Consider the following 19,391-nt stretch of genomic DNA (forward strand, 5'->3'; position numbering starts at 1 on the left):
TTTCCATAAATAGGGCTCCTATTAAATTTAATAATCAAAGTATATCACTATAAAGAGTGAGCAAACGTTACAGTATTGCAAGGTGGAAATATTTTTATTTCCGCAATCGTCAGCAATTACTTACTAAAAAAAGCCATTAATCAATTAAAATTGATAATGGCTGAAATAACTATCTAAATTGATATTTTTGGAAAAAGCTAGTTACAACTTATTTAAGTTTTTTTAACTCTTCAGGATCTATAAATAACCTTACATCACCTGTTTCTAAATTTACATCTGCTTTTATTTCTGCTGTGTCTTTTTCTTTTAAAAATTTACTTACTTCTGGATTTACTTTCAAAGGTAAATTTCCAAAAGTAACAGTTTTAAAAACCTTATTCATAATATAGCAGCTCCTTTTATTATTTAACTACAAAAAAGTTACACAAATACTATATATTCAAGTCTAAAGCTGTTTATAGATAATGTAAAGAAATTGATTTTATGCGAAAAACTAGATGTATTGGCAATTAAAAAGAAATTAAAGATAAAAATATGATTAGTCAGCACTCCAACGAAGTAAGGAACTATAAGTTCTTTAAAGGATCACACATGAATGTAACTAATTTAAAAAAAGTTCTTTTGAAAGTCTGTTTAGCAGGCGCATCTTCACTAACTAATTTATACAAACTAATAAAAAGAGACAATAAAATGCATATTATCAGGCAAATTAATACCAAAAAAAAGATAAAAAGAAAAGATAAAATCATAACTTTTAGGGTTTGCATAGGTACTCCTTAAGTAATTGTTGTTAAGGGGAATATTATCATAGTACCTATTTACTTGGCGTGACACTAATATAACAAATTTGAAAGATAGCCACATACATTTAAAACAACAAATCAACCTTTTTTGATTTTCTTTTCATAAGCTTCAGTAAAGAAGATAGTAAAAAAATAGCCAAAAAAAAGACCGGAAAATATAAATAGATGTTTCAAGAATGTAGAAACATTCAAGGTGATTTCAGTGAACAAACTAACAACACCAACCATAGGTAGAAAACAAAATAAAGATATAAAAAAACTTTTTTTAAATAATTTCATAATGCTACTCCTCTAAATATATTTTGAAGAAACTTTCGTTATAGAATCATTTTCAAAAATATCACATATCTTTATATTTTTGTAAGGAAAAATTATTTCATACCATAAAATATACATTTCTCTATCATAGATACCTTGAAGCAATAGGTCGTTTATATCTGTGCTATTTGAATCAAATAAATCACATATATCAATTCTCTTACAGTTATCCATAAAAGCACCTTCGAAGTAAAGGATAACAGAACAAAGTGTTTAAGTAAAAAAATTATATATATGCGAAAAAAACCAGTACCTTGGAGCATCCGGGTACTGGAAAGGCTAAATTTAAAATGAATCGGGCCTCAATTGCATTTAGTTAGGAGTTGCCTTTTTTTAAATATTACTTTAATCAGTCTTTTTGAGCAAATAAAAAAACCAACAACTATAAAGTTGCTGGCAATGCCTAAAAACTTGAAAGGGTTAGTTAAAAGAATATAGAGGCATTACAGACATTCTAAAGTAAATATTGAGTATCCGTCAAGGAAACTGCTAGCTACAAAAAAGAGATGGCAAATTACTTACCATCTCAAACAGTGAACTGTCAGTTTTCCGCCTGACAGTTATATTGTATCAAATCAATGTGTGAAAACACTATTAGTAAGGAAGGATGAAATGCTTCGGATGAAGAATAAATCTTTTATTGTAATAATACTATCGGCAATAATCGCTACAAGTTGGCTATCCTATACAATAGTTGACCAGCAGAAACAAATTGAGCAGCTAGAACAGCAGCTGCAGCATGAGCAGATGAAGTACAAGATTATTATCAATGATCCGTTAGTCAGGGATGCGATGGAAGCAGGGGGATAAATGATGGACTTTGCAGTGTTAGTAGCCGTGGCACTTTTTGCCACAGTATTCGCAAGTGTGATTTTCGGGAAAGAATTAGATGAAAAGGAGAAGCAAGCCATTGCCAAAGAAAAAATCGAAAATAAAAAAGAAAAAGCGTAGATTGCAACAAAAGGCAGAAGCTAATGGAACTGCTAAAAAGAAATAAAAAAGCCGGATTTCTCCGACTAAGTTATAAACCACAAATAAATTCTAACATATCGGAGGGGGCGAGGCTATGAGCTTATTTCCAGAAATTGATGAGAATAAAACTCGTGAAAGAGCACGTGAGCTTCTCGGAGACTATATGTCAATGAAGAGGTATGTGAGTTTTGACGACAGTGTCTATGATCTAACTCAAGCCATACAATACAGTGACATGCCCAAAAGCCCAAGAAGCCGTAATGGACAGGAGCATAAAACTGCTATGATGTTTCGAGGAATAACCAAGCAACATCAAAATTATAATAGGAAAATCGCTGAAATCGATCATGCTATTAAGCAGCTGCCTGACATTTATCAGAAGATACTGAAAAAATCATACTGTGTAAAGAACCCGTGTACGATCAACGAGTTGGCAGCAAGCATAACTGGATACAGGATTACCACGTATGGCCAGAAAGAAGAATTTCACTACAGCATCAAGAATATTGAACGCTTAAAAGCACAGGCTTTGATCGCATTTGCTGAAGCATATAAGATGGGAGAATTGATCACTCTAAAAAATTAGGGATAAAATAGGGAAAAGTTAGGGATAAAATAGGACATTTTTGACATTTGGCGTAATACAATAGTATCATCAACAAATTGTAAGTATCAGGGCGCACTCCTTTATGATTCGTTGGCAGACCTACTTTCGTGATTCCCTTTCAGCGCCCTGTATTTAATTAAGACGGCACCCAAAAATTTAAAACGAATGGAGTTGAACACACTCCTTATCTTCATTCGCTAGCCGTCTTAAGACAGGAATTGGCTCAGTTTGGTAGAGCGCTACTCTTGGGCAGTGGAGGTCGTAGGTTCAAATCCTGCATTCCTGATTGGCATTAGTGACTTGATGGTTATTCTGAAAATTCTAGACAAAGTAATATGTAATTAATTAAGGCTGATAACCTTAACCCCATCAAGAAAATCTATTTAAGCCCGACAGATAGCTCAGTTGGTAGAGCGTACGACGGATACTCGTAAGGTCGGTGGTTCAAATCCACCTCTGTCAATTGGGAGTTGTCAATTAGATTACTCACATAATCTTTGATAATTCCTACTAAAGTATAGATGAAAAGAAAGCGGTCCGGGTATGGGCCGTTTTTTTGTGGTTAAAACATTACGGAGGCGGTGGCGTTGATGTGCAGAAATGGGAGTTAGCATACATAGATTATCAAAACGGCATGAAGTACAAAGACATAGCCGCTAAACATGATGTATCTATCAATACAATTAAATCTTGGAAGTCTAGAAAGTGGAATGCACCTCCTGAAAAAAAGGGTGCAACCAAGAAAGAAAAGGTTGCACACAAAAAAGAGGTGCAACCAGTAATAGATAATGATGATCTAACAGAGCAACAAAAACTGTTTTGTCTTTATTATCTAGAGTGTTTCAATGCTACTAAGGCATATCAGAAAGCTTACCAATGCGATTACACAACAGCAAATTCTCATGGTTATCGTATGTTGTCAAATGTGGTAATAAAAGAAGAATTGTATCGTCTTAAAGCCGAATTACAGCAAGATGTTTTTCTTGATGCTAAGGATTTGATACAAGAGTATATGAAACAAGCCTTTTCTGATATCACTGATTTTACAGAGTTTGGACAAGAAATAGTTCAGTTCAGTGATGGTAGCGAGGGCCCAGTTTCTTTTGTACGATTAAAAGATTCGGATTCAGTTGATGGTTCCCTTATTCAAGAAGTGAAGAAAGGCAAAGACGGCGTTTCAGTAAAGCTGTATGACAAACATAAAGCTATGTCAGAACTCATGAAATATCTTGGCGGCGATCGGTTAAGAGAAGCGCAGATTACTGCTGCTATTGCTAAGAATAAAGATGGTAGCGAAGAGTTTGACATGGAAGATGATGGTTTCCTGGAAGCTTTGGAATCTGAAGGTGAAGAACTATGGCCAGAAGAGTAAAACAGGCAGTATTTAAGTTCAAACCTTTCAGTAAAAAGCAGAAGATGATTCTTACTTGGTGGACAAAGAAGTCTGCCGTTAAGGATAAAGACGGAATCATAGCCGATGGCGCTATTCGTAGTGGTAAAACTATTTCTATGTGCTTATCTTATGTTATGTGGGCTATGTCAACATTTGACAGCAAGAATCTTGGGATGGCAGGCAAAACAATCGGCTCGTTTCGGCGGAACGTACTGTTTTGGCTTAAACTTATGCTTCTATCACGAGGATATCGATACAAAGATCATCGTGCTGACAATATGTTGGAAGTTACTAAAAGAGGCAATACCAATTACTTTTATGTTTTTGGTGGTAAAGATGAACGATCCCAAGACTTGATTCAGGGTATTACATTAGCTGGCATGTTCTTTGATGAGGTAGCACTTATGCCAGAATCATTTGTAAACCAAGCGACTGGGCGTTGTTCCGAGAAAGGTTCCAAGTTTTGGTTTAACTGCAACCCAGATGGCCCATATCATTGGTTCAAACTGAATTGGATTGACAAGATTAAAGAAAAAAATCTGGTGTATCTTCACTTTACGATGGAAGACAACCTTAGTTTAGATGAATCAATCAAGAAGAGATATCGCAGCATGTATTCAGGAGTCTTCTACAAACGATATATTCTTGGTTTGTGGACAGTTGCTGAAGGCGTTATTTACGATATGTTTGATCAGTCAAAGCATGTCTACAATAAACTAATTGATTTTATTTTTGGCGATAACTATATAAGCATTGACTACGGTACGCAGAACGCTACCGTATTTTTGTTGTGGCAAAAAGGCAAAGATGGCATCTGGTATTGCGTAAAAGAATTCTATTATTCTGGACGTGATAGCAAGAAACAAAAGACCGATAGTGAATTTGCTGATGAACTACAGAAGTTTACAGAAGGTATACGAATCAAAGAAGTGATTGTAGATCCGTCTGCTGCTTCTTTTATTGCCGAATTAAAGAAGCGAAACTTCAAAATCAGAAAAGCAAAAAATGATGTGCTAGATGGCATTCGTTTTGTTGGTACTCTCCTTAACGAAGAAAAAATAGCGTTTAATTCCTCTTGTGTGAATACCCTGAAGGAATTTAGTTCTTATATATGGGATTCTAAAGCAATGGATCGTGGAGAGGATAAGCCTATAAAGCAAAATGACCATGCAATGGATGCCGTTAGATATTTCGTTTACACGATTATCTTTAAGAGCAATAAAGTTAAAATTACTAATCGTCCTACATGGATGGAATAAAGAAGGTGAAAGAATGGCAATTGCTATTGATCGTGAATTAGCTGGTGATATTAATAACCCTAGTATGGAAGTAATCAATTTCTGCATGGATGAGCATAAGAAAGAAATACCACGGCTAGATATGTTATTTGATTACTACGAAGGTAAACCGCATAAAATTGGGCAAACGAAGATTCGAACACCACACGATATGGACGAAATATTCGTAAATAACGCCAAATATGTAACGGACATGATGGTCGGATTCACAGTCGGCGCTCCTGTATCTTATGCACCAGCAAAGGATAAAGATATTACACCTGTTACCGATGCATTAGAAAAGATGAAAATTAAGAAGCACGATAAGGAATTAGAAAAAGGTTTATCAACAATGGGCATGGGACTTGAGTTACATTACCTTGCTATTAAACCCGGTACCGAAGGAAACGATGTTCCTGAAACCATACCTAAGATTGCTTGGATTGATCCAAGAGGTATGTTTTTAGTGGTTGATGATACTATCGACCGAACGAAGCTATTTGCTGTTCGTATGGTCAAGAAGCGTGACTTGAAAAGAAGAACATTCTGGGAGATAACAGTTTACACTCCAAAGTGGGTGATCACTTATTTATCTAAAACGAAGCGATTAGACCCTACAAGCTTAATCAATAAATCGCCGAATCCTAAAGTTAAACCACATTACTACAAGGATGTACCTGTAGTTGAGTTTCGGAACAACGAAGAAAAACAAGGCGACTATGAGCAGCAATTGTCTCAAATAGATGGTTACAACGTCTTGCAGACGGATCGTATCAAAGACAAGAAGAACTTTGTCAAAGCGATTATGATCATGTTTGGATTTGGTCTGCCAGACGAAAAGCCAGATGAGATTAATGGAACAATGGCTATCGAAGCGCCAGCCAAATCAGATGGCGGAGATTTCCAGTATGCTACTAACACGTTTGATGAAACTCAAGTACAAACACTAGCTGACTCTTTGCTTGATGATTTCCACAAAACAACGTATGTCCCCAATCTGAATGATGAGAACTTTGCTGGCACTCAGTCTGGGGAAGCGATGAAATACAAGTTATTTGGATTGCTACTTGTGTTGTCAATCAAGATCGGATATTTGGAAGATGGCATCATGCAGCGTTTGGAATTGTTGCGAAACATCTTGAATGTGAAAGGTCACAATGTAGATGTCGAAGGAACAACAATCAAATTCAAACCTAACTTGCCGATTAACCGCTCAGATATCATTAACCAGATCAAGGAATCACAAGAGTTTATACCATTGTTGATTAGCCTGGGATGGTTGGATGACATTGACAATCCTCAAGAAGTAGTTGAAATGTTGAATCAGCAAAAAGAGGAAAACATGAAGCTTCAAGCCAAAGCATTGGGTGTACAAGCTGAAGACAGTCATTCGGAATTGGACAACGAGCCAGGGGAGGGCAAAGAAGATGAATGAAAAGCAGCTAAACGAACTAATGAAGATGAATGAGAACAACCAAACACTTGAGGCCACTTTCTTTGAAATGCAAAAAGGTTTAGATTATATAGCCAAGCAAGGGAAATATTTGTTTGATAAATGTTTAGAAGAGGGATTTAACGAAGAGCAAGCTTTAAAATTTTCTATCAGCATTTTAACTGGTGGGGTGAAATAAGGAGCTGATTAAATGGCTCAAAAGAAACGCAAGCTAGCTTATTGGGAACGCCGCGACATCGATGCTGAACAAAAGATAAATGACGGTGCAATCAAAGTCGAGGAAGCTGTGACCAAGGCATACAGACAAGCACAAACGTACTTAACCCAAAAGGTTAGGAAGCTATTTGCTCGCTCTCAGCAACGATCTGGACTATCTGAGGATGAAGCTAAACGGATACTGAATCAAACAACATCAGTTGAAGAGTTAGCGGAGTTAAGAAAACTATCCAAGCAGATTAAAAATCCTGAGTTGCTAGCCTCGGCCAAGAATCGATTGCAAGCATTAGCGTTTAAAGAGCGTATCACTCGTGCAGAGGACTTGAAAGCCAAGTCTTTTTTAGTTTCTAAACATGTTGCTGATGTCCAGTTAGAAAAGCAGACTGAATTTTATGTAGATGCTATTCATGAGACATATCGTGAGGCTACTGCTGAATCAGTCATTCGTAAGGCACAAGAGAATGCTAAAAATGGCGTTGTCATTGAGGTATGGAACAAAAAGGATTATCAGTTCAAAGAATTATCTACCAGGTATACAAAGAACATACTTGATAGCCATTGGCATGGATCAAATTATTCTAAAAGGCTGTGGGGCGACACTGAAGCTTTAGCGGCAAGATTAGAAGAGTTGTTCACTGTCGAATCAATGACTGGCATGTCTGAGTTTGAGATGGCTAAGGCAATAGCTAGTGAATTTGACCGCTCAATTGGTGTTGCTAGGCGGTTGATACGCACGGAAGCTAATTACATGGCTAACCAAGCAAAACTCAAAGCGTGGCAAGATAACGGCGTAAAAGAGTACATGTTAGTGGCTGTGTTGGATTTGCGGACATCTGAGATTTGTCGAGGCAAAGACCATAAGGTTTATTTAGTCTCAGAAGCTGTTGTAAATGGAGCTAGTGGTACATATCCGCCGTTCCATCCTTGGTGTCGAACGATTGCAGTAATGTATAGCAAACGCACGCTGAAATTGCCCAGAAACGCTTTGGATCCTATTAGCGGCAAAGTCATTCCGATAAAAGGCGAAACAACCTATAATGATTGGATGAACAAGCTGAAAGAAAAGTATTCTGACGAAGAAATTGCATTACAGCAAAAGAAAATAAAAAATGCTGCAAAAGATAATGCTGAATACAGAAACTTAAAAAATGTATTAGGTGATAAGAATACACCTTCGACATTGGATAAGTACCAGAATATCAAGTATAATAAGGGTAACGAATGGGAAGAATTGAAAGATCATTACTTTGTTAAATCTCGCCTGAAAGATGGAAGATACGGATCTGTTATAAACGCTGAAAAACAAGCGCCTCATATGAAAAGCACTGCTAAAGCAGGTAAAAGCTATTTCAATGATGATGTCGATGTTCAAGGGCTATTTGATAAGTATGCTGGTACTGGGGTTGTCGAAACTAATAAAAACGGTCGAATGAACAAAGAAAAAATTATGACTGATTCATTTTTAGGCTTTGATTATCGATCAGGTTTAGAGGTAAAGGGGTTTAAGATTCATCATTCAGCAAATAGAACCCATTTAGTACCATGGAAAGGAGAGAGTTAAGATGGATTTAGAAAGCTATCTAGGTAAAGAAGTCCGAGTAACGTTTTTGGATGGTGTTATATTGTCAGGTAGAATAATTGACTATACTACTAGTGAAGATAATGACGATGAAGGAGAATATTTGGTTATTAGGCCGCAATCTGGAAAGCTAAAAGATCGATCTGTTGCTTTCTTTGAACACGAAATAGAGTCAATAATTGAGAAGTAATAGCACCCAATCGTTTATTTGATTAGGTGCTATTTTTATGCCCAAACTTTGATGGCAATAAAAGCTAAGTAAAATCTAATAACGTGTGTGGGTTCAAAATAGAATATCAAAGGTAAAGCACTGTGTCTGGGCGAAAGCGTGGATGGGGTGCTTTTTGTTATGACTGTTTTGAGTGTGCATGGGTAAAGGAGAAAAATATGAAAGAAAATAAATTGTTAATGAACCAATTTGTAGGACATATATGTAGCAATCGGTTGATGAAGATGAAACTGCAGTTCTTTGCTGATGGTGGCGAGGGTGACGGTGCAGACGGCGGTCAAGATGGTGATTCGGGTGATGGGGAAAGCAAGCCAGTTTCTTTTTCCAGTCAATCTGAATTCGATTCTGTAGTGGACAAACGTATTTCTAAAGCCATTGAAACGGCACAGGCTAAATGGCAAGAAGAAGCAGATAAAAAGATCAAAGATGCTGAGAAAAAAGGTCAAATGTCTGCCGAAGAAAAAGCTCAATACGAGTTGCAACAAGAGCGTGATCAATTAGAAGCCGATCGTGTGGCTCTGAAGCGTGATAAAGACGAAGCGGGTGTAATCAAACGCCTTTCTACTGATAAACTGCCTGATTTGCTATCAACTGTTTTGGCACCATTGTTCGGCGGTGATGAAAAGAATTTGGATGAAGCATATGGCAATGTATCTAAAGCATTCCGTGAAGCAGTTGAGCAAGCAGTTAACATTCGTCTTGCCGGATCAGCTGATAACCCAGCAGGTAATGGTGGCGGTTCAGAAGCAGAATCAATCGGTAGTCAATATGCCAAAAATGCAAACAGTCGTACAAAAGCAGACAATGATAACTTTTGGAAATAAAAAATAGGAGGAAATACAAATGTATGTAAAACCAATCAAAACAGCTGAGCAATTAAACTTCTTAGCTAGCGCAACGTTCCAAAACTTTACCTACCAAGCTGACAAATCTTTTAAAGCTGGTGAAATTTATCCAGCTAATGACGGTACAGCTTTAGGTATTGTATTCAATTCAGTAACTGTAGATGCCGAAACAGGTTCGCAACCAGTAGCAATTCTTGTAGGTGGTTATGTATTGGCTGAACGTTTGCCAGAAGCACCCACGGATGCTGCAATCACTGCATTGAAGAATATCACTTTCTTAGATGCTAACAAAAAACCAAAAGTAGCCGCTGGCGGCGGAGAATAAAAGAAAGCAGGAGGAAACAAACATGCCAACAATTATGGAATTATTTACACAAAATGAAGTTTTAAGCTATGTTCGTGATCGCGAATATAAACCTTTACTAGGTGAAACACTCTTCCCAGAGCGCAAACAACCGTCTTTGAAATTGGATCAATTAAGCGGTGGTAGCCGCATCCCTATCGCAGCATCTATCCACGACTTCGATACTGAGGCGGAAATCGGAAGCCGTATTGCTAACAAGCAAGAGTTGGAACTGAGCTTGATCAAACGTAAAATCCAATTGAAAGAAACCGACATTATTGCATTGGAAAATCCACGCACGCCTGCAGAACAAGCATATCTAGTAGGTCAAGTCTACAATGATATCGATTCATTAGTGCAAGGTGTACGTGCTCGTGTGGAAGCTATGCGTATGGAAGTATTAGCCTCTGGTCAAGTGACTGTTAAAGAAAACGGATTGAACTTCACGCTTGATTACCATGTTCCTACTGAACACAAAGAAGCCTTGACCGGTACGAAAGTTTGGACGAACGAAAATTCTGATCCATTGGCTGATATCGAACGTTGGATTGATGCATTGGATACTAAGCCAACTCGTGCGCTCACTTCTCGGAAAATCTATCGTGCGCTTGCTACCCATCCTAAAATCATTGCTGCAATCTTCGGTAAAGATTCTGGGCGTGTAGTTTCACAAGCTGACTTGGATGCATTCATGGAAACTCATAGCTATCCAGTAATTCGTACTTATGACGAGAAATACAAAGTACAGCAAGCTGACGGAACGTATACAACAAAGAAATATTTCCCTGAAAACAAATTTGCTATGTTTAATGATGAGTTGTTAGGTGAAACGCTATATGGACCTACTGCAGAAGAAACTCGTTTGACTCGGGATCCAGCGGTTGATACTACGCTTGTCAGCAACGTATTGGCATCTGTTTACGATGAAACGCGTGATCCTGTCGGAACTTGGACGAAAGCTGTTGCAACTGCATTGCCTTCATTTGCAGCTGCTGATGAAGTGTTCCAAGCACAACCAATCGCATAGGAGGAAAAAATATGTTTAAAGTCAAAGTAAAAGATATCCCCGTATTCTATGCGGGGAAACGTTATGGTTCAGGTGAAGAATTAATCATCGAAGGCGATCATATGAATGATGATTTGTTTGATAAAATCGAAGAAATCGAAAATGTGCCGTTCAAAGGCGTTAAAGAAGCAACTTTACGTAAGGCACTTGAAGCTGCAAAGGTTGAAATTCCTGAAGAGGCTGATCGTGATGCATTGATTCAGCTGATGAATGACAATCAAGTAACTTTGTAAGGAGTGATAGCTTATGAATGAACAAAATCAAATCGTCCTAGATAAGCTTGCTGTCGAACTAGGGCGTAAGTTTTCTATTATGGATCCAACGGCTGTTGAGGTATTGAAAGATGATATCAAAGATGCGATGTATGATGCCTTGGATTATTGCAATCGTGATGTGCTTGTGGGCAATATGCCGTCTTCTGTTAAAGATCTGTATATCTTTCGCAGAAATACTGAAGGCAACGAAGGGGAGACAGCTCGTACTGAGGGCGGTGTATCTCAATCGTTCGAAATTGGTATTCCTGCAAAGATTCAATCAAAACTCAATCGCTATAGAGTGGCAAAAGTGAGGTCGTTCAGATGAGACTTAGGGAACGCGATTTACAAACTGTCTACCTAAAAAAACGAAAAGTCACTCATGACGAAGAAGCAGAAGAAATAATCACATACCCGTTTGATCCGATTGAGTTGCGTATGAATGTACAAGCTGCAAGCGGTACGGTAAACGCTCAGATCTACGGTAGCAAGCTTGAAACAATGAAAGCTTGCAAATATCAAGGCGATACGATTAACGAGGCGCAAAACGAACTAGATGGTGTTTGTGTATATGTTGGCAAAGACGAGGAACCAGACTTCACAATCAAATCTATCCAGACATTTTCGACACACAAGAACATTATGCTAGAAAGGAATGATAATCGTGGGAGTTGAAATCAAAGGACTGGAAAGCTTACATCGAAAAGCCAAAGCACTGCCTCAAATTTTAGATGATGCGATGTGGGATGCGACTTTTGAAATCACCGAGTTGATCAAACAAGCTGCCGAATTGCGGTTATCATCTAGCATGAAATATTCAAGTGGAGAATTATTGGGTAGTTTGAAGAACGAAGTCGTGATCAACGCACAAAACCAAATTGTTGGGCGTGTCTGGTCCGACAAGCAAGAAGCGCTATTTCGTGAAGTTGGTACTGGTCCTGTCGGTGAAGCTAGTCAAAAAGACTTACCAGAAGGATTTACACCAGTTTACTCGCAAACAGCATGGTTTATCCCAGCAAAAGATGTTGCAGTTGATTTGGAAGCTATATACGGTATTCCTCGTGTGACTGTTCAAGGTACAGACTTCTACATTACCAAAGGACAGCCAGCACGACCGTTCTTGTATCCTTCTTTAGTAGATTTGATCGGTGAAGCACCTGAAATCTTCAAAGAACATGTACAACGCAAGTTAAGGGAGTTGAAGTGATGGAACGAGTGAATATGAAGACAGTCACTGTTGAAGTATTACAATCCGTTACTGCTATCAAGAAGATTGCCACGGACTATCCTTCAACTTGGAATACATTCCCATTGGCTATTTATCGAACTGCCAACAAACCACATCAGATTGATTCATTGGGTAATGAGTTACAAACAGATTGGACAATCACAGTTGAATTATACGGAGACAAAAGCCAGACAAGTATTGCTGAAAGTGTTTTAAGCACATTCGGTAGTATTGGTTTTTCTGGTACCGCTAAAGATGCTAACACGGCTGATTTAAAGCGAATCATCGTTGAAGTAACAGCTGTAGTTGATAATGTTACGAAATATGTATACAAAAAATAGGAGGAATTACACATGGATTTTGCAGGACTATTATCAAAGGGCACTGTCTTAACCTACAAAGACGGTGCGACAATTAAAACTGTGGCAGCAGTTAAATCTATCCCAGCTCTGGGTAGCGACCCGGAGAAAGTAGACGTTACACACTTAGGATCAGAAAAGAAAGCTTATATTAAAGGTATCGAAGATACTGACAACTTAGAATTTGCGATCGTATATCAAGGAGATAACTTCCGTGATATTCACGCCTTGGTTGAAGCGAATAAATCGGTCGATTGGACAATCACATATCCAGATGGCTTAAAATCAGAGTTTACTGGTGAACCATATTATAAATTTGATGGTGCAGAAGTCAATCAAGCCATTGGATTTAACTTAGGTGTGGTTGTTAGTGAAGGGCCGACTATGACACCTGCACCGGCAAAGTAATCAACCCCGAGTCGGTTACTTTGTCACCGAAGACATCTACCGCAGTTGCGGGGACTGCATCAAATCGTCAATTGTCAGCAACTGTATCACCTAGTGATGCTACTGATAAAACTGTTAAGTATACAATTGCACCAACTACTGCAGGTTTGGCAGTATCGAACACTGGGAATATTACCTGGACTGCAGATGTGCCGTCAGGAGCCTATACAACAACAGGTATAACAAATTCCGGAAATAAAACAGACACACACGTTTTAACATTAACAGAACCAGTAGAAGGTTAGTCGAAAGACTAGCCTTTTTATCTTAGGAGGAAAACAATTATGTCAAAAAACAATATCGCACAATTTCCACACACAACACCATTTGAATTAGGTAACTTAAACCTACAACTTCGGTTAGATGGTAAAGCAATTATTGCAATCGAAAAGAAACTAGATGAAGGAATCATGGGCCTGTTCGTTAAAAAACAAGGTGAAATTAAACTGCCGCCAGCAAATAGCTTGCTGATTGTTTTGCAAGGAGCAAATAAAACGAGCGGTGTTACTGAAAAAGCAATTATCGAAGCTTTTGAACAATATATTGAATCAGGCAAAACAACCATGGATCTATTTGGTGAAATCAATGACTTCTTGGATGAAGCGGGTTTTTTCGGAAAGAAAGAAACGGCGAACGAAGCGACCGATGGGGAATCTTTGGATCAGACGAACAGCGAAGACAGTCTTCTATAAAAAACTTCGATAATCTATCCGAAATGCTTGAATTCATGTACCCACAAGCGGTCGAATCAGGAATCCCTGCCACTGACTACTGGGGAATGACGCTTGAGGAAATTATGATACAAGTTCAAGCCAACAAGAAAATCAAGGAGGATGAGTTAAAAGAAAAAGCATTATTCGACTATTCTCAGCAAAGGTTAGCCGTTTTTGCATTCAATGATCCGAAGAAGTTTCCAAAATTTGAAGATGCTTATCCATTTCTCAAACAAATTGAACAAGCCGTTGAAGAAGCGAAAACGGAGGAAGAAACAAAGCAAGAAGCTATGCAGCGTGAGCAAGAAATGTTCTTGGCCCAAGCGCAGGCTATCAAAGCAACAAGAGAAAGAAGAAAACTCATAGAAGAAAGGTAGGTGAGAAAGCATGGAATTAGAAACACTTGAAGTCTTGTTAGATATCAATACTGCTCGAGTTGAGCAATCCCTAGAGAGTGTATTGCCAAAAATTGAGGGTGCAATGAGTCGAATCCAACAAATGTCCGGTAACTCAATGGATCGCACAGAAAAAAATATGGATATTGAAAAAGGCGCTAGCAATTTCACGAAACAACTAGAAAAAATGAATCAAGCACTTGAAAAGACATTAGCAAACTTCGAGCGATCGACAAAGCAATCGTCTGAAGCTGCTGGCGACAACTTCGCAACCGGGGTGCGCAAAGCACGTCCGAAGGTTACCAAGGAAATAGATGCGATGGTGAATGAGATCAACGCTAAAATGGGACAAGCGAAAGCAGCACAAGAAAAGGTTGCTTATCTGAAATCGCAAAGGCAAACGGCATCCAGTCAAGGAGATACAGGGAAAGTCGTTAAATACTATGAACAAATCGCTCGAGCGCAAGCTCAGATGACAAAATTTCAAGATCAGGCAAAAGGCATGGGTAATACAATCAAGCGTGAATTAGATGCTGTACCGTCTTCCTTGGAAAGTATAACAAAAGGCATGAGCCAAAACGAAGCCCAAATTGAAGCGATGCGAAAACGAATTCGGACGTTGAAGGCGGAGTACAACGATCAACGTGTGCCAACTGGCAGCTTTACATCTGGATTCAAGAATTATGAAGATACTCCTCAATCACTGAAAACGTCTGGAGAGATTCAAAAACAATCAATCAAGATGAATAAGCTTATAAGTGACAATGATCGTTTGCAAAAGGAATACGCACAAACAGAAGACAGAGCAGATGCGTTGAGAAAGGCTCTGCAACGAGTTAACTCTGCTTTGGGACAATCATCCATTCAAACGGGCAACGCTTCTAGCGGCGCTAGTATGACAGGCACAGGACTGAAGCAATCTGAGCGGGCTGTTTCTAAATATGGCGGTGTATTCAACCGCATGTCCAATGCTGTTTCACACGGATTCGGGAGCGTCGGAAATGGCTTAAGGAACTCTCTTGGATTTATTGGAAAGTTCGGAAGTCTATTTTCTAGTAATTCCAACAAAGTTACAGCTGGAACAAATCGAATGACAGGAAGCACGAATGCTTTTGGTCAGTCAATGAAATATCTGTTACCTTCATTGGTTGTTTATCAGCTGTTAGGTGGCGCAATTACCAAACTAGCTAGCGGTATGATGTCAGCGTTGAAAACGAACGATCAATTCAGCGCCTCGTTGAATCAGATTAAAGTCAATCTTATGACGGCATTCTATCCAATATACACGGCAATCTTACCAGCGTTGAATGCGCTAATGAGCACAGTAGCCCAACTCACGGGGCAGCTTGCCTCATTTATTGCAATGTTATTCGGGACAACCTATGATGCAGCAAAACAAGACGCTAGTGGATTGTATGACAATATCCAAGCGCTAAACGATACTGGGTCTTCTGCAAATAAAGCCAATGAGAAAGTGAAAAAACTACAAAAATCTCTCATGGGATTTGACCAAATCAACAAGCTAACGATGGATACGGATGATGAAAAGAAGGAAGATTCCACAACTCCTGGCATTGATTTTGGTTCAGCGACAGGCACTTATTCAACGCCTAAATGGATGAAAGACATCCAAAAATTATTGAAGGATTTCTTCAAGCCTTTCCAAGATGCATGGAAAAATCAAGGACAACGAGTGATCGATGCTTGGAAGTATGCATTAGGTGAGGTAATGGGTTTGGCTTCTGCTATCGGCAAGTCATTTATGGAAGTTTGGACAAACGGAACGGGTCAATTATTCATTGAGAATATCCTGATTTTATTAGCAGATGTACTTGGCATAATTGGTGATATTGCTGGTGCGTTCAGACGTGCATGGGAAGATGATGGGCGAGGAACAAGGCTGATTCAATCGTTCTTTGATATGTGGAATCGAATTCTTGAATTACTTCATGAAATTGCTGTTGCTTTTCGAAACGCCTGGAACGATGGTCGTGGAGAAAGTATAGCTGCCAATATTCTTGAAATCTATACGAATATCTTCAATACGATCGGCAACATTGCTGAGCAACTTAAAAAGGCGTGGAAAGAAGGAAGAGTTGGAGAATCAATCTTCGGAACGATACTCGATGCAGTAGATGATTTGTTAGGTAATATCAACAGTATGACCAAAGCCACAGAAGAATGGGCAAAAAACCTTGATTTCACGCCATTACTTAAAGCGATAGATGGATTATTCAAATCGATTCGTCCTATCCTGAAAAATGTTGGCGATGGACTTGAGTGGTTGTATAAAAACGTTCTACTACCTTTGGCAAGCTTTTTCATTGAAGACTATGTGCCTAAGTATTTTGATATGTTCTCAGCAGCATTGAAGGTCTTGAACCAAGTGATTGAGATTTTCAAACCAATCTTTAAATGGTTCTGGGACGTCGTTATTGTTCCTCTTACTCAAGTGGCTAAATTCCTGATTATTGGGCAAATTGAACTTTTGACAAAAGGGTTAGAATTTCTTGCTGGTGTGTTAGAAAAAGTTGCTAACGCAGTTAAGAATCCTAAAAAAGCGATTGGTGAACTTAAAGATGTTATCGATGATCGCTTTGGCAAAATAATGAAGACTGTTTCAGATACTTGGGGTAATGTCCAAAAATGGACCAGTGACACTTGGAATAATGCTAAGAAAACAGTTACTGAGAAAGCTTCTGGTATCTGGAATAATGTTAGCGGTCGATGGAGTGACATCAAAAAGAATACAAAGGAAACTTGGGATACTTTTTCCACAGATGTATCAAACAAAGCAAGAACAGCAAAAGATAATGCGTCAAACCGATTACAAGAACTTCGGAATAACGTTTCTGATCGATGGAATAATGTCAAAAATAATACAGTTGATAAATGGAATGAAATTCGTGATAAGGTTTCAACTTCGGCTAATTCAGCTAAAGAAAAAGCAAGTACTGCATTTAGTAATTTAAAAACGAGCATGGGAAGCTCATTTGATACTATGAAAACAAACGCTTCTGAAGCTTTCGGAAAGATTACCGGTTGGGCTAATGAACTAGGAGAAAAAATAGGGAAAGGTCTTGGCAATGGCGCTAAGAAAGTTAAAGAAGGAGCAGGTAAAATTTTCAATGGTATGGTCGGAGTTATCGGAAAAGGTGTCAATGGAGTCATCAGCGGTATCAACTGGGTACTAAGTAAAGTCGGAGCAGGAGACAGCGCTCTGAAGAAATGGACCATTCCTACTTATGCTAAAGGTACCGGCTATCATCCGGGCGGACCTGCTTTAGTAAATGATGGGTTAGGATCTAATTATCAAGAAGCTTACCGGACACCTGATGGACGTACTGGTATCTTTCCGGCGCAAAGAAATCTGATGGTTAACCTTCCAAAAGGAACATCCGTCTTAAGTGGTCCAAAGACTGCTGCAATGTATGGTGTACCAGCCTATGCAAATGGTATAGGCGAATGGTTAAAAGAGAAATGGGATGGCGCAAAAGAAATTGCATCGGATATTTGGTCGTATGCATCAAATCCTAAGAAACTTTTGAATTCAGCAATTTCTAAATTCGTTAACTTGAAAGGTGCAGTTGAACCGGCTCTATCAATGGCGAAAGGTTCCGTTGGTACGATCGCAGAAGGTTCTTATGAATGGTTTAAATCGAAGTTCGATGCAGGATATGAAGCACAAAATAGTTCGTTTGATGGATCAATGGGGAGTTGGGGTGTATACAAATACCTATATGATATCGCAAGAAAAACCGTCGATCGATATCCTGGTATGAGAATCACTTCTGGGTTTAGACCAGGTGATCCACATTCCCACGGAAAGCATCAAGCAATTGACGTTGCGTATCCAGCAAGTATGAACGGATCTTCGAAATACTTTGCTCCAGCAAACTGGGTGTTTGATAACTTTGCTTCAAAAGTAGCTTACGTAATCACTCAAGGTAAAGTTCGAGACCGAAAAGGAATGTCTGGTACTGGATCGAGCGGAAGTTGGGTAAGATGGCCGCAGAATGACCACTACGATCATTTGCATATCAACGGCTCACTCGGAGCAAGCGATATAGACAAGAATGCTTCGTTTGGTGCATCTGGAGGTGCAGCAGTTGCTGGTCAGTATGGTTTATCAGTAGAAAGATGGCGATCGACTGTCAATAGCGCATTGAACAAACTAGGCATTTACTCACTAGCCAATGCAAATCGCACGCTTTACCAAATGAAGACTGAATCAAATGGTAACCCTAACGCCATCAATAATTGGGATATCAACGCTAAGAACGGAACCCCTTCTAAAGGATTGATGCAGGTCATTGATCCAACATTTAGAGCTTATGCAAGAAGCCCGTACAACAAGAATATTTGGGATCCTATGTCGAATATTTTGGCTTCTATGAGATATGCACTCAGTCGTTACGGGTCGCTTGCGTCAGCGTACAGAGGTGTGGGCTATGAGAATGGCGGACTAGTTACTCAAGACGGTTTATATCGTATGGGAGAAGGCAATAAGAAAGAGATGGTCATTCCACTTGAAAAACCGCAACGTGCTGCTGAATTGATTCAACAAGCTGTTGAGTATCTTGGGCTTGATAAGTTCACCTCAAGCATAATGTTGCCAGAAATGTTCCAAACACCAACATTCACACCGTCAAATAGTACGTTTAGTAACAATAACCAAATGAATTATGAAGGTGGCGGCATGAAAGACTTCACTTCATCTATGGTAACAACATTGATGAATGCCATTTCCGCAATGGGTGCAACACCAACACAAGCACCAAATGGAGATATTGTCATTAATATTGGCGGTAAAGAATTCGGTCGTATTGCAGTAAAAGAAATCAACAAATACCATCAGCAGCTTGGTTATACAGAATTAAACATTTAGGAGGAT

The 19,391-nt window shown here is 38.9% G+C and carries 23 protein-coding genes, 2 tRNA genes and 1 pseudogene; 24 read left to right on the forward strand and 2 right to left on the reverse strand.

Annotated features, from left to right (window positions below):
- Positions 1-208 precede the first annotated feature (208 nt).
- Both IGI78_RS04085 and IGI78_RS04090 read right to left on the reverse strand, forming a co-directional pair.
- Entirely contained in the window at positions 209-382 is a 174-nt protein-coding gene (locus IGI78_RS04085) for a hypothetical protein (RefSeq protein ID WP_008377698.1), read from the reverse strand.
- Between the two features lie 499 nt (positions 383-881).
- The gene (locus tag IGI78_RS04090; protein WP_008377702.1) at positions 882-1,082 is read right to left on the reverse strand and encodes a hypothetical protein; all 201 of its coding nucleotides are present in this window, start codon (positions 1,080-1,082) and stop codon (positions 882-884) included.
- A 660-nt stretch (positions 1,083-1,742) separates the two neighbouring features.
- Here IGI78_RS04090 and IGI78_RS04095 point away from each other — a divergent pair.
- The 24 genes and pseudogenes from IGI78_RS04095 (at position 1,743) to IGI78_RS04210 (ending at position 19,385) form a co-directional block, all read left to right on the forward strand.
- Positions 1,743-1,931, forward strand: a complete 189-nt coding sequence (locus IGI78_RS04095) for a hypothetical protein (protein WP_430618577.1) — start codon at positions 1,743-1,745, stop codon at positions 1,929-1,931.
- A gap of 3 nt (positions 1,932-1,934) precedes the next feature.
- On the forward strand, positions 1,935-2,072 hold the full coding sequence (locus IGI78_RS04100) for a hypothetical protein (RefSeq protein ID WP_208788371.1): 138 nt from the start codon (positions 1,935-1,937) through the stop codon (positions 2,070-2,072).
- A gap of 115 nt (positions 2,073-2,187) precedes the next feature.
- Complete coding sequence (locus IGI78_RS04105; RefSeq protein ID WP_430618507.1) at positions 2,188-2,679, forward strand: ArpU family phage packaging/lysis transcriptional regulator; 492 nt, start codon at positions 2,188-2,190, stop codon at positions 2,677-2,679.
- Positions 2,680-2,912: 233 nt separating this feature from the next.
- Positions 2,913-2,986, forward strand: a tRNA-Pro gene (locus IGI78_RS04110).
- Between the two features lie 104 nt (positions 2,987-3,090).
- Positions 3,091-3,163: transfer RNA gene (locus IGI78_RS04115), tRNA-Ile, on the forward strand.
- A 93-nt stretch (positions 3,164-3,256) separates the two neighbouring features.
- Positions 3,257-4,072 (forward strand): terminase small subunit, encoded by an 816-nt coding sequence (locus IGI78_RS04120; RefSeq protein WP_430618508.1) that lies wholly within the window; start codon positions 3,257-3,259, stop codon positions 4,070-4,072.
- Entirely contained in the window at positions 4,057-5,352 is a 1,296-nt protein-coding gene (locus IGI78_RS04125) for a PBSX family phage terminase large subunit (RefSeq protein ID WP_430618509.1), read from the forward strand. Before IGI78_RS04120 ends, IGI78_RS04125 begins: the two co-directional genes overlap by 16 nt.
- A 13-nt stretch (positions 5,353-5,365) precedes the next feature.
- Complete coding sequence (locus IGI78_RS04130; protein WP_430618510.1) at positions 5,366-6,805, forward strand: phage portal protein; 1,440 nt, start codon at positions 5,366-5,368, stop codon at positions 6,803-6,805.
- On the forward strand, positions 6,798-7,001 hold the full coding sequence (locus IGI78_RS04135; RefSeq protein ID WP_086317145.1) for a hypothetical protein: 204 nt from the start codon (positions 6,798-6,800) through the stop codon (positions 6,999-7,001). Before IGI78_RS04130 ends, IGI78_RS04135 begins: the two co-directional genes overlap by 8 nt.
- Before the next feature lie 12 nt (positions 7,002-7,013).
- A pseudogene (locus tag IGI78_RS04140) lies at positions 7,014-8,120 on the forward strand (minor capsid protein); the annotation flags it as partial.
- 150 nt (positions 8,121-8,270) lie between these two features.
- The gene (locus IGI78_RS04145) at positions 8,271-8,600 is read left to right on the forward strand and encodes a polymorphic toxin type 50 domain-containing protein (protein WP_429961626.1); all 330 of its coding nucleotides are present in this window, start codon (positions 8,271-8,273) and stop codon (positions 8,598-8,600) included.
- 1 nt (position 8,601) lies between these two features.
- Positions 8,602-8,808, forward strand: a complete 207-nt coding sequence (locus tag IGI78_RS04150) for a hypothetical protein (protein ID WP_142424825.1) — start codon at positions 8,602-8,604, stop codon at positions 8,806-8,808.
- Positions 8,809-9,005: 197 nt separating this feature from the next.
- On the forward strand, positions 9,006-9,671 hold the full coding sequence (locus tag IGI78_RS04155; protein ID WP_430618511.1) for a DUF4355 domain-containing protein: 666 nt from the start codon (positions 9,006-9,008) through the stop codon (positions 9,669-9,671).
- Between the two features lie 19 nt (positions 9,672-9,690).
- Complete coding sequence (locus tag IGI78_RS04160) at positions 9,691-10,017, forward strand: hypothetical protein (RefSeq protein WP_429961128.1); 327 nt, start codon at positions 9,691-9,693, stop codon at positions 10,015-10,017.
- A 22-nt stretch (positions 10,018-10,039) separates the two neighbouring features.
- On the forward strand, positions 10,040-11,062 hold the full coding sequence (locus tag IGI78_RS04165) for a major capsid protein (protein WP_430618512.1): 1,023 nt from the start codon (positions 10,040-10,042) through the stop codon (positions 11,060-11,062).
- Between the two features lie 11 nt (positions 11,063-11,073).
- Positions 11,074-11,334, forward strand: coding sequence for a conjugal transfer protein (locus IGI78_RS04170; protein WP_121262110.1), 261 nt, complete (start codon positions 11,074-11,076; stop codon positions 11,332-11,334).
- A gap of 13 nt (positions 11,335-11,347) precedes the next feature.
- Positions 11,348-11,683, forward strand: coding sequence for a phage head-tail connector protein (locus IGI78_RS04175; RefSeq protein ID WP_429961130.1), 336 nt, complete (start codon positions 11,348-11,350; stop codon positions 11,681-11,683).
- Positions 11,680-12,030: a hypothetical protein gene (locus tag IGI78_RS04180; protein WP_429961131.1), complete on the forward strand. Its 351-nt coding sequence runs from the start codon at positions 11,680-11,682 to the stop codon at positions 12,028-12,030. The genes IGI78_RS04175 and IGI78_RS04180 overlap by 4 nt, the downstream gene beginning before the upstream one ends.
- Positions 12,020-12,562: an HK97 gp10 family phage protein gene (locus IGI78_RS04185; protein ID WP_430618578.1), complete on the forward strand. Its 543-nt coding sequence runs from the start codon at positions 12,020-12,022 to the stop codon at positions 12,560-12,562. The genes IGI78_RS04180 and IGI78_RS04185 overlap by 11 nt, the downstream gene beginning before the upstream one ends.
- A complete protein-coding gene (locus IGI78_RS04190; RefSeq protein ID WP_086294681.1) occupies positions 12,562-12,924 on the forward strand; it encodes a hypothetical protein in 363 nt (120 codons plus the stop codon). Before IGI78_RS04185 ends, IGI78_RS04190 begins: the two co-directional genes overlap by 1 nt.
- A gap of 12 nt (positions 12,925-12,936) precedes the next feature.
- On the forward strand, positions 12,937-13,350 hold the full coding sequence (locus tag IGI78_RS04195; protein WP_429968666.1) for a phage tail tube protein: 414 nt from the start codon (positions 12,937-12,939) through the stop codon (positions 13,348-13,350).
- 323 nt (positions 13,351-13,673) lie between these two features.
- Positions 13,674-14,081 (forward strand): DUF6096 family protein, encoded by a 408-nt coding sequence (locus IGI78_RS04200; protein ID WP_429961135.1) that lies wholly within the window; start codon positions 13,674-13,676, stop codon positions 14,079-14,081.
- A 23-nt stretch (positions 14,082-14,104) separates the two neighbouring features.
- Complete coding sequence (locus IGI78_RS04205) at positions 14,105-14,479, forward strand: hypothetical protein (RefSeq protein ID WP_429961136.1); 375 nt, start codon at positions 14,105-14,107, stop codon at positions 14,477-14,479.
- Positions 14,480-14,489: 10 nt separating this feature from the next.
- The gene (locus IGI78_RS04210) at positions 14,490-19,385 is read left to right on the forward strand and encodes a transglycosylase SLT domain-containing protein (RefSeq protein WP_430618515.1); all 4,896 of its coding nucleotides are present in this window, start codon (positions 14,490-14,492) and stop codon (positions 19,383-19,385) included.
- The last annotated feature ends 6 nt before the right edge of the window (positions 19,386-19,391 follow it).

The organism is Enterococcus sp. DIV1767, from assembly GCF_050542585.1.
Classification (GTDB): Bacteria; Bacillota; Bacilli; order Lactobacillales; family Enterococcaceae; genus Enterococcus_D; species Enterococcus_D innesii.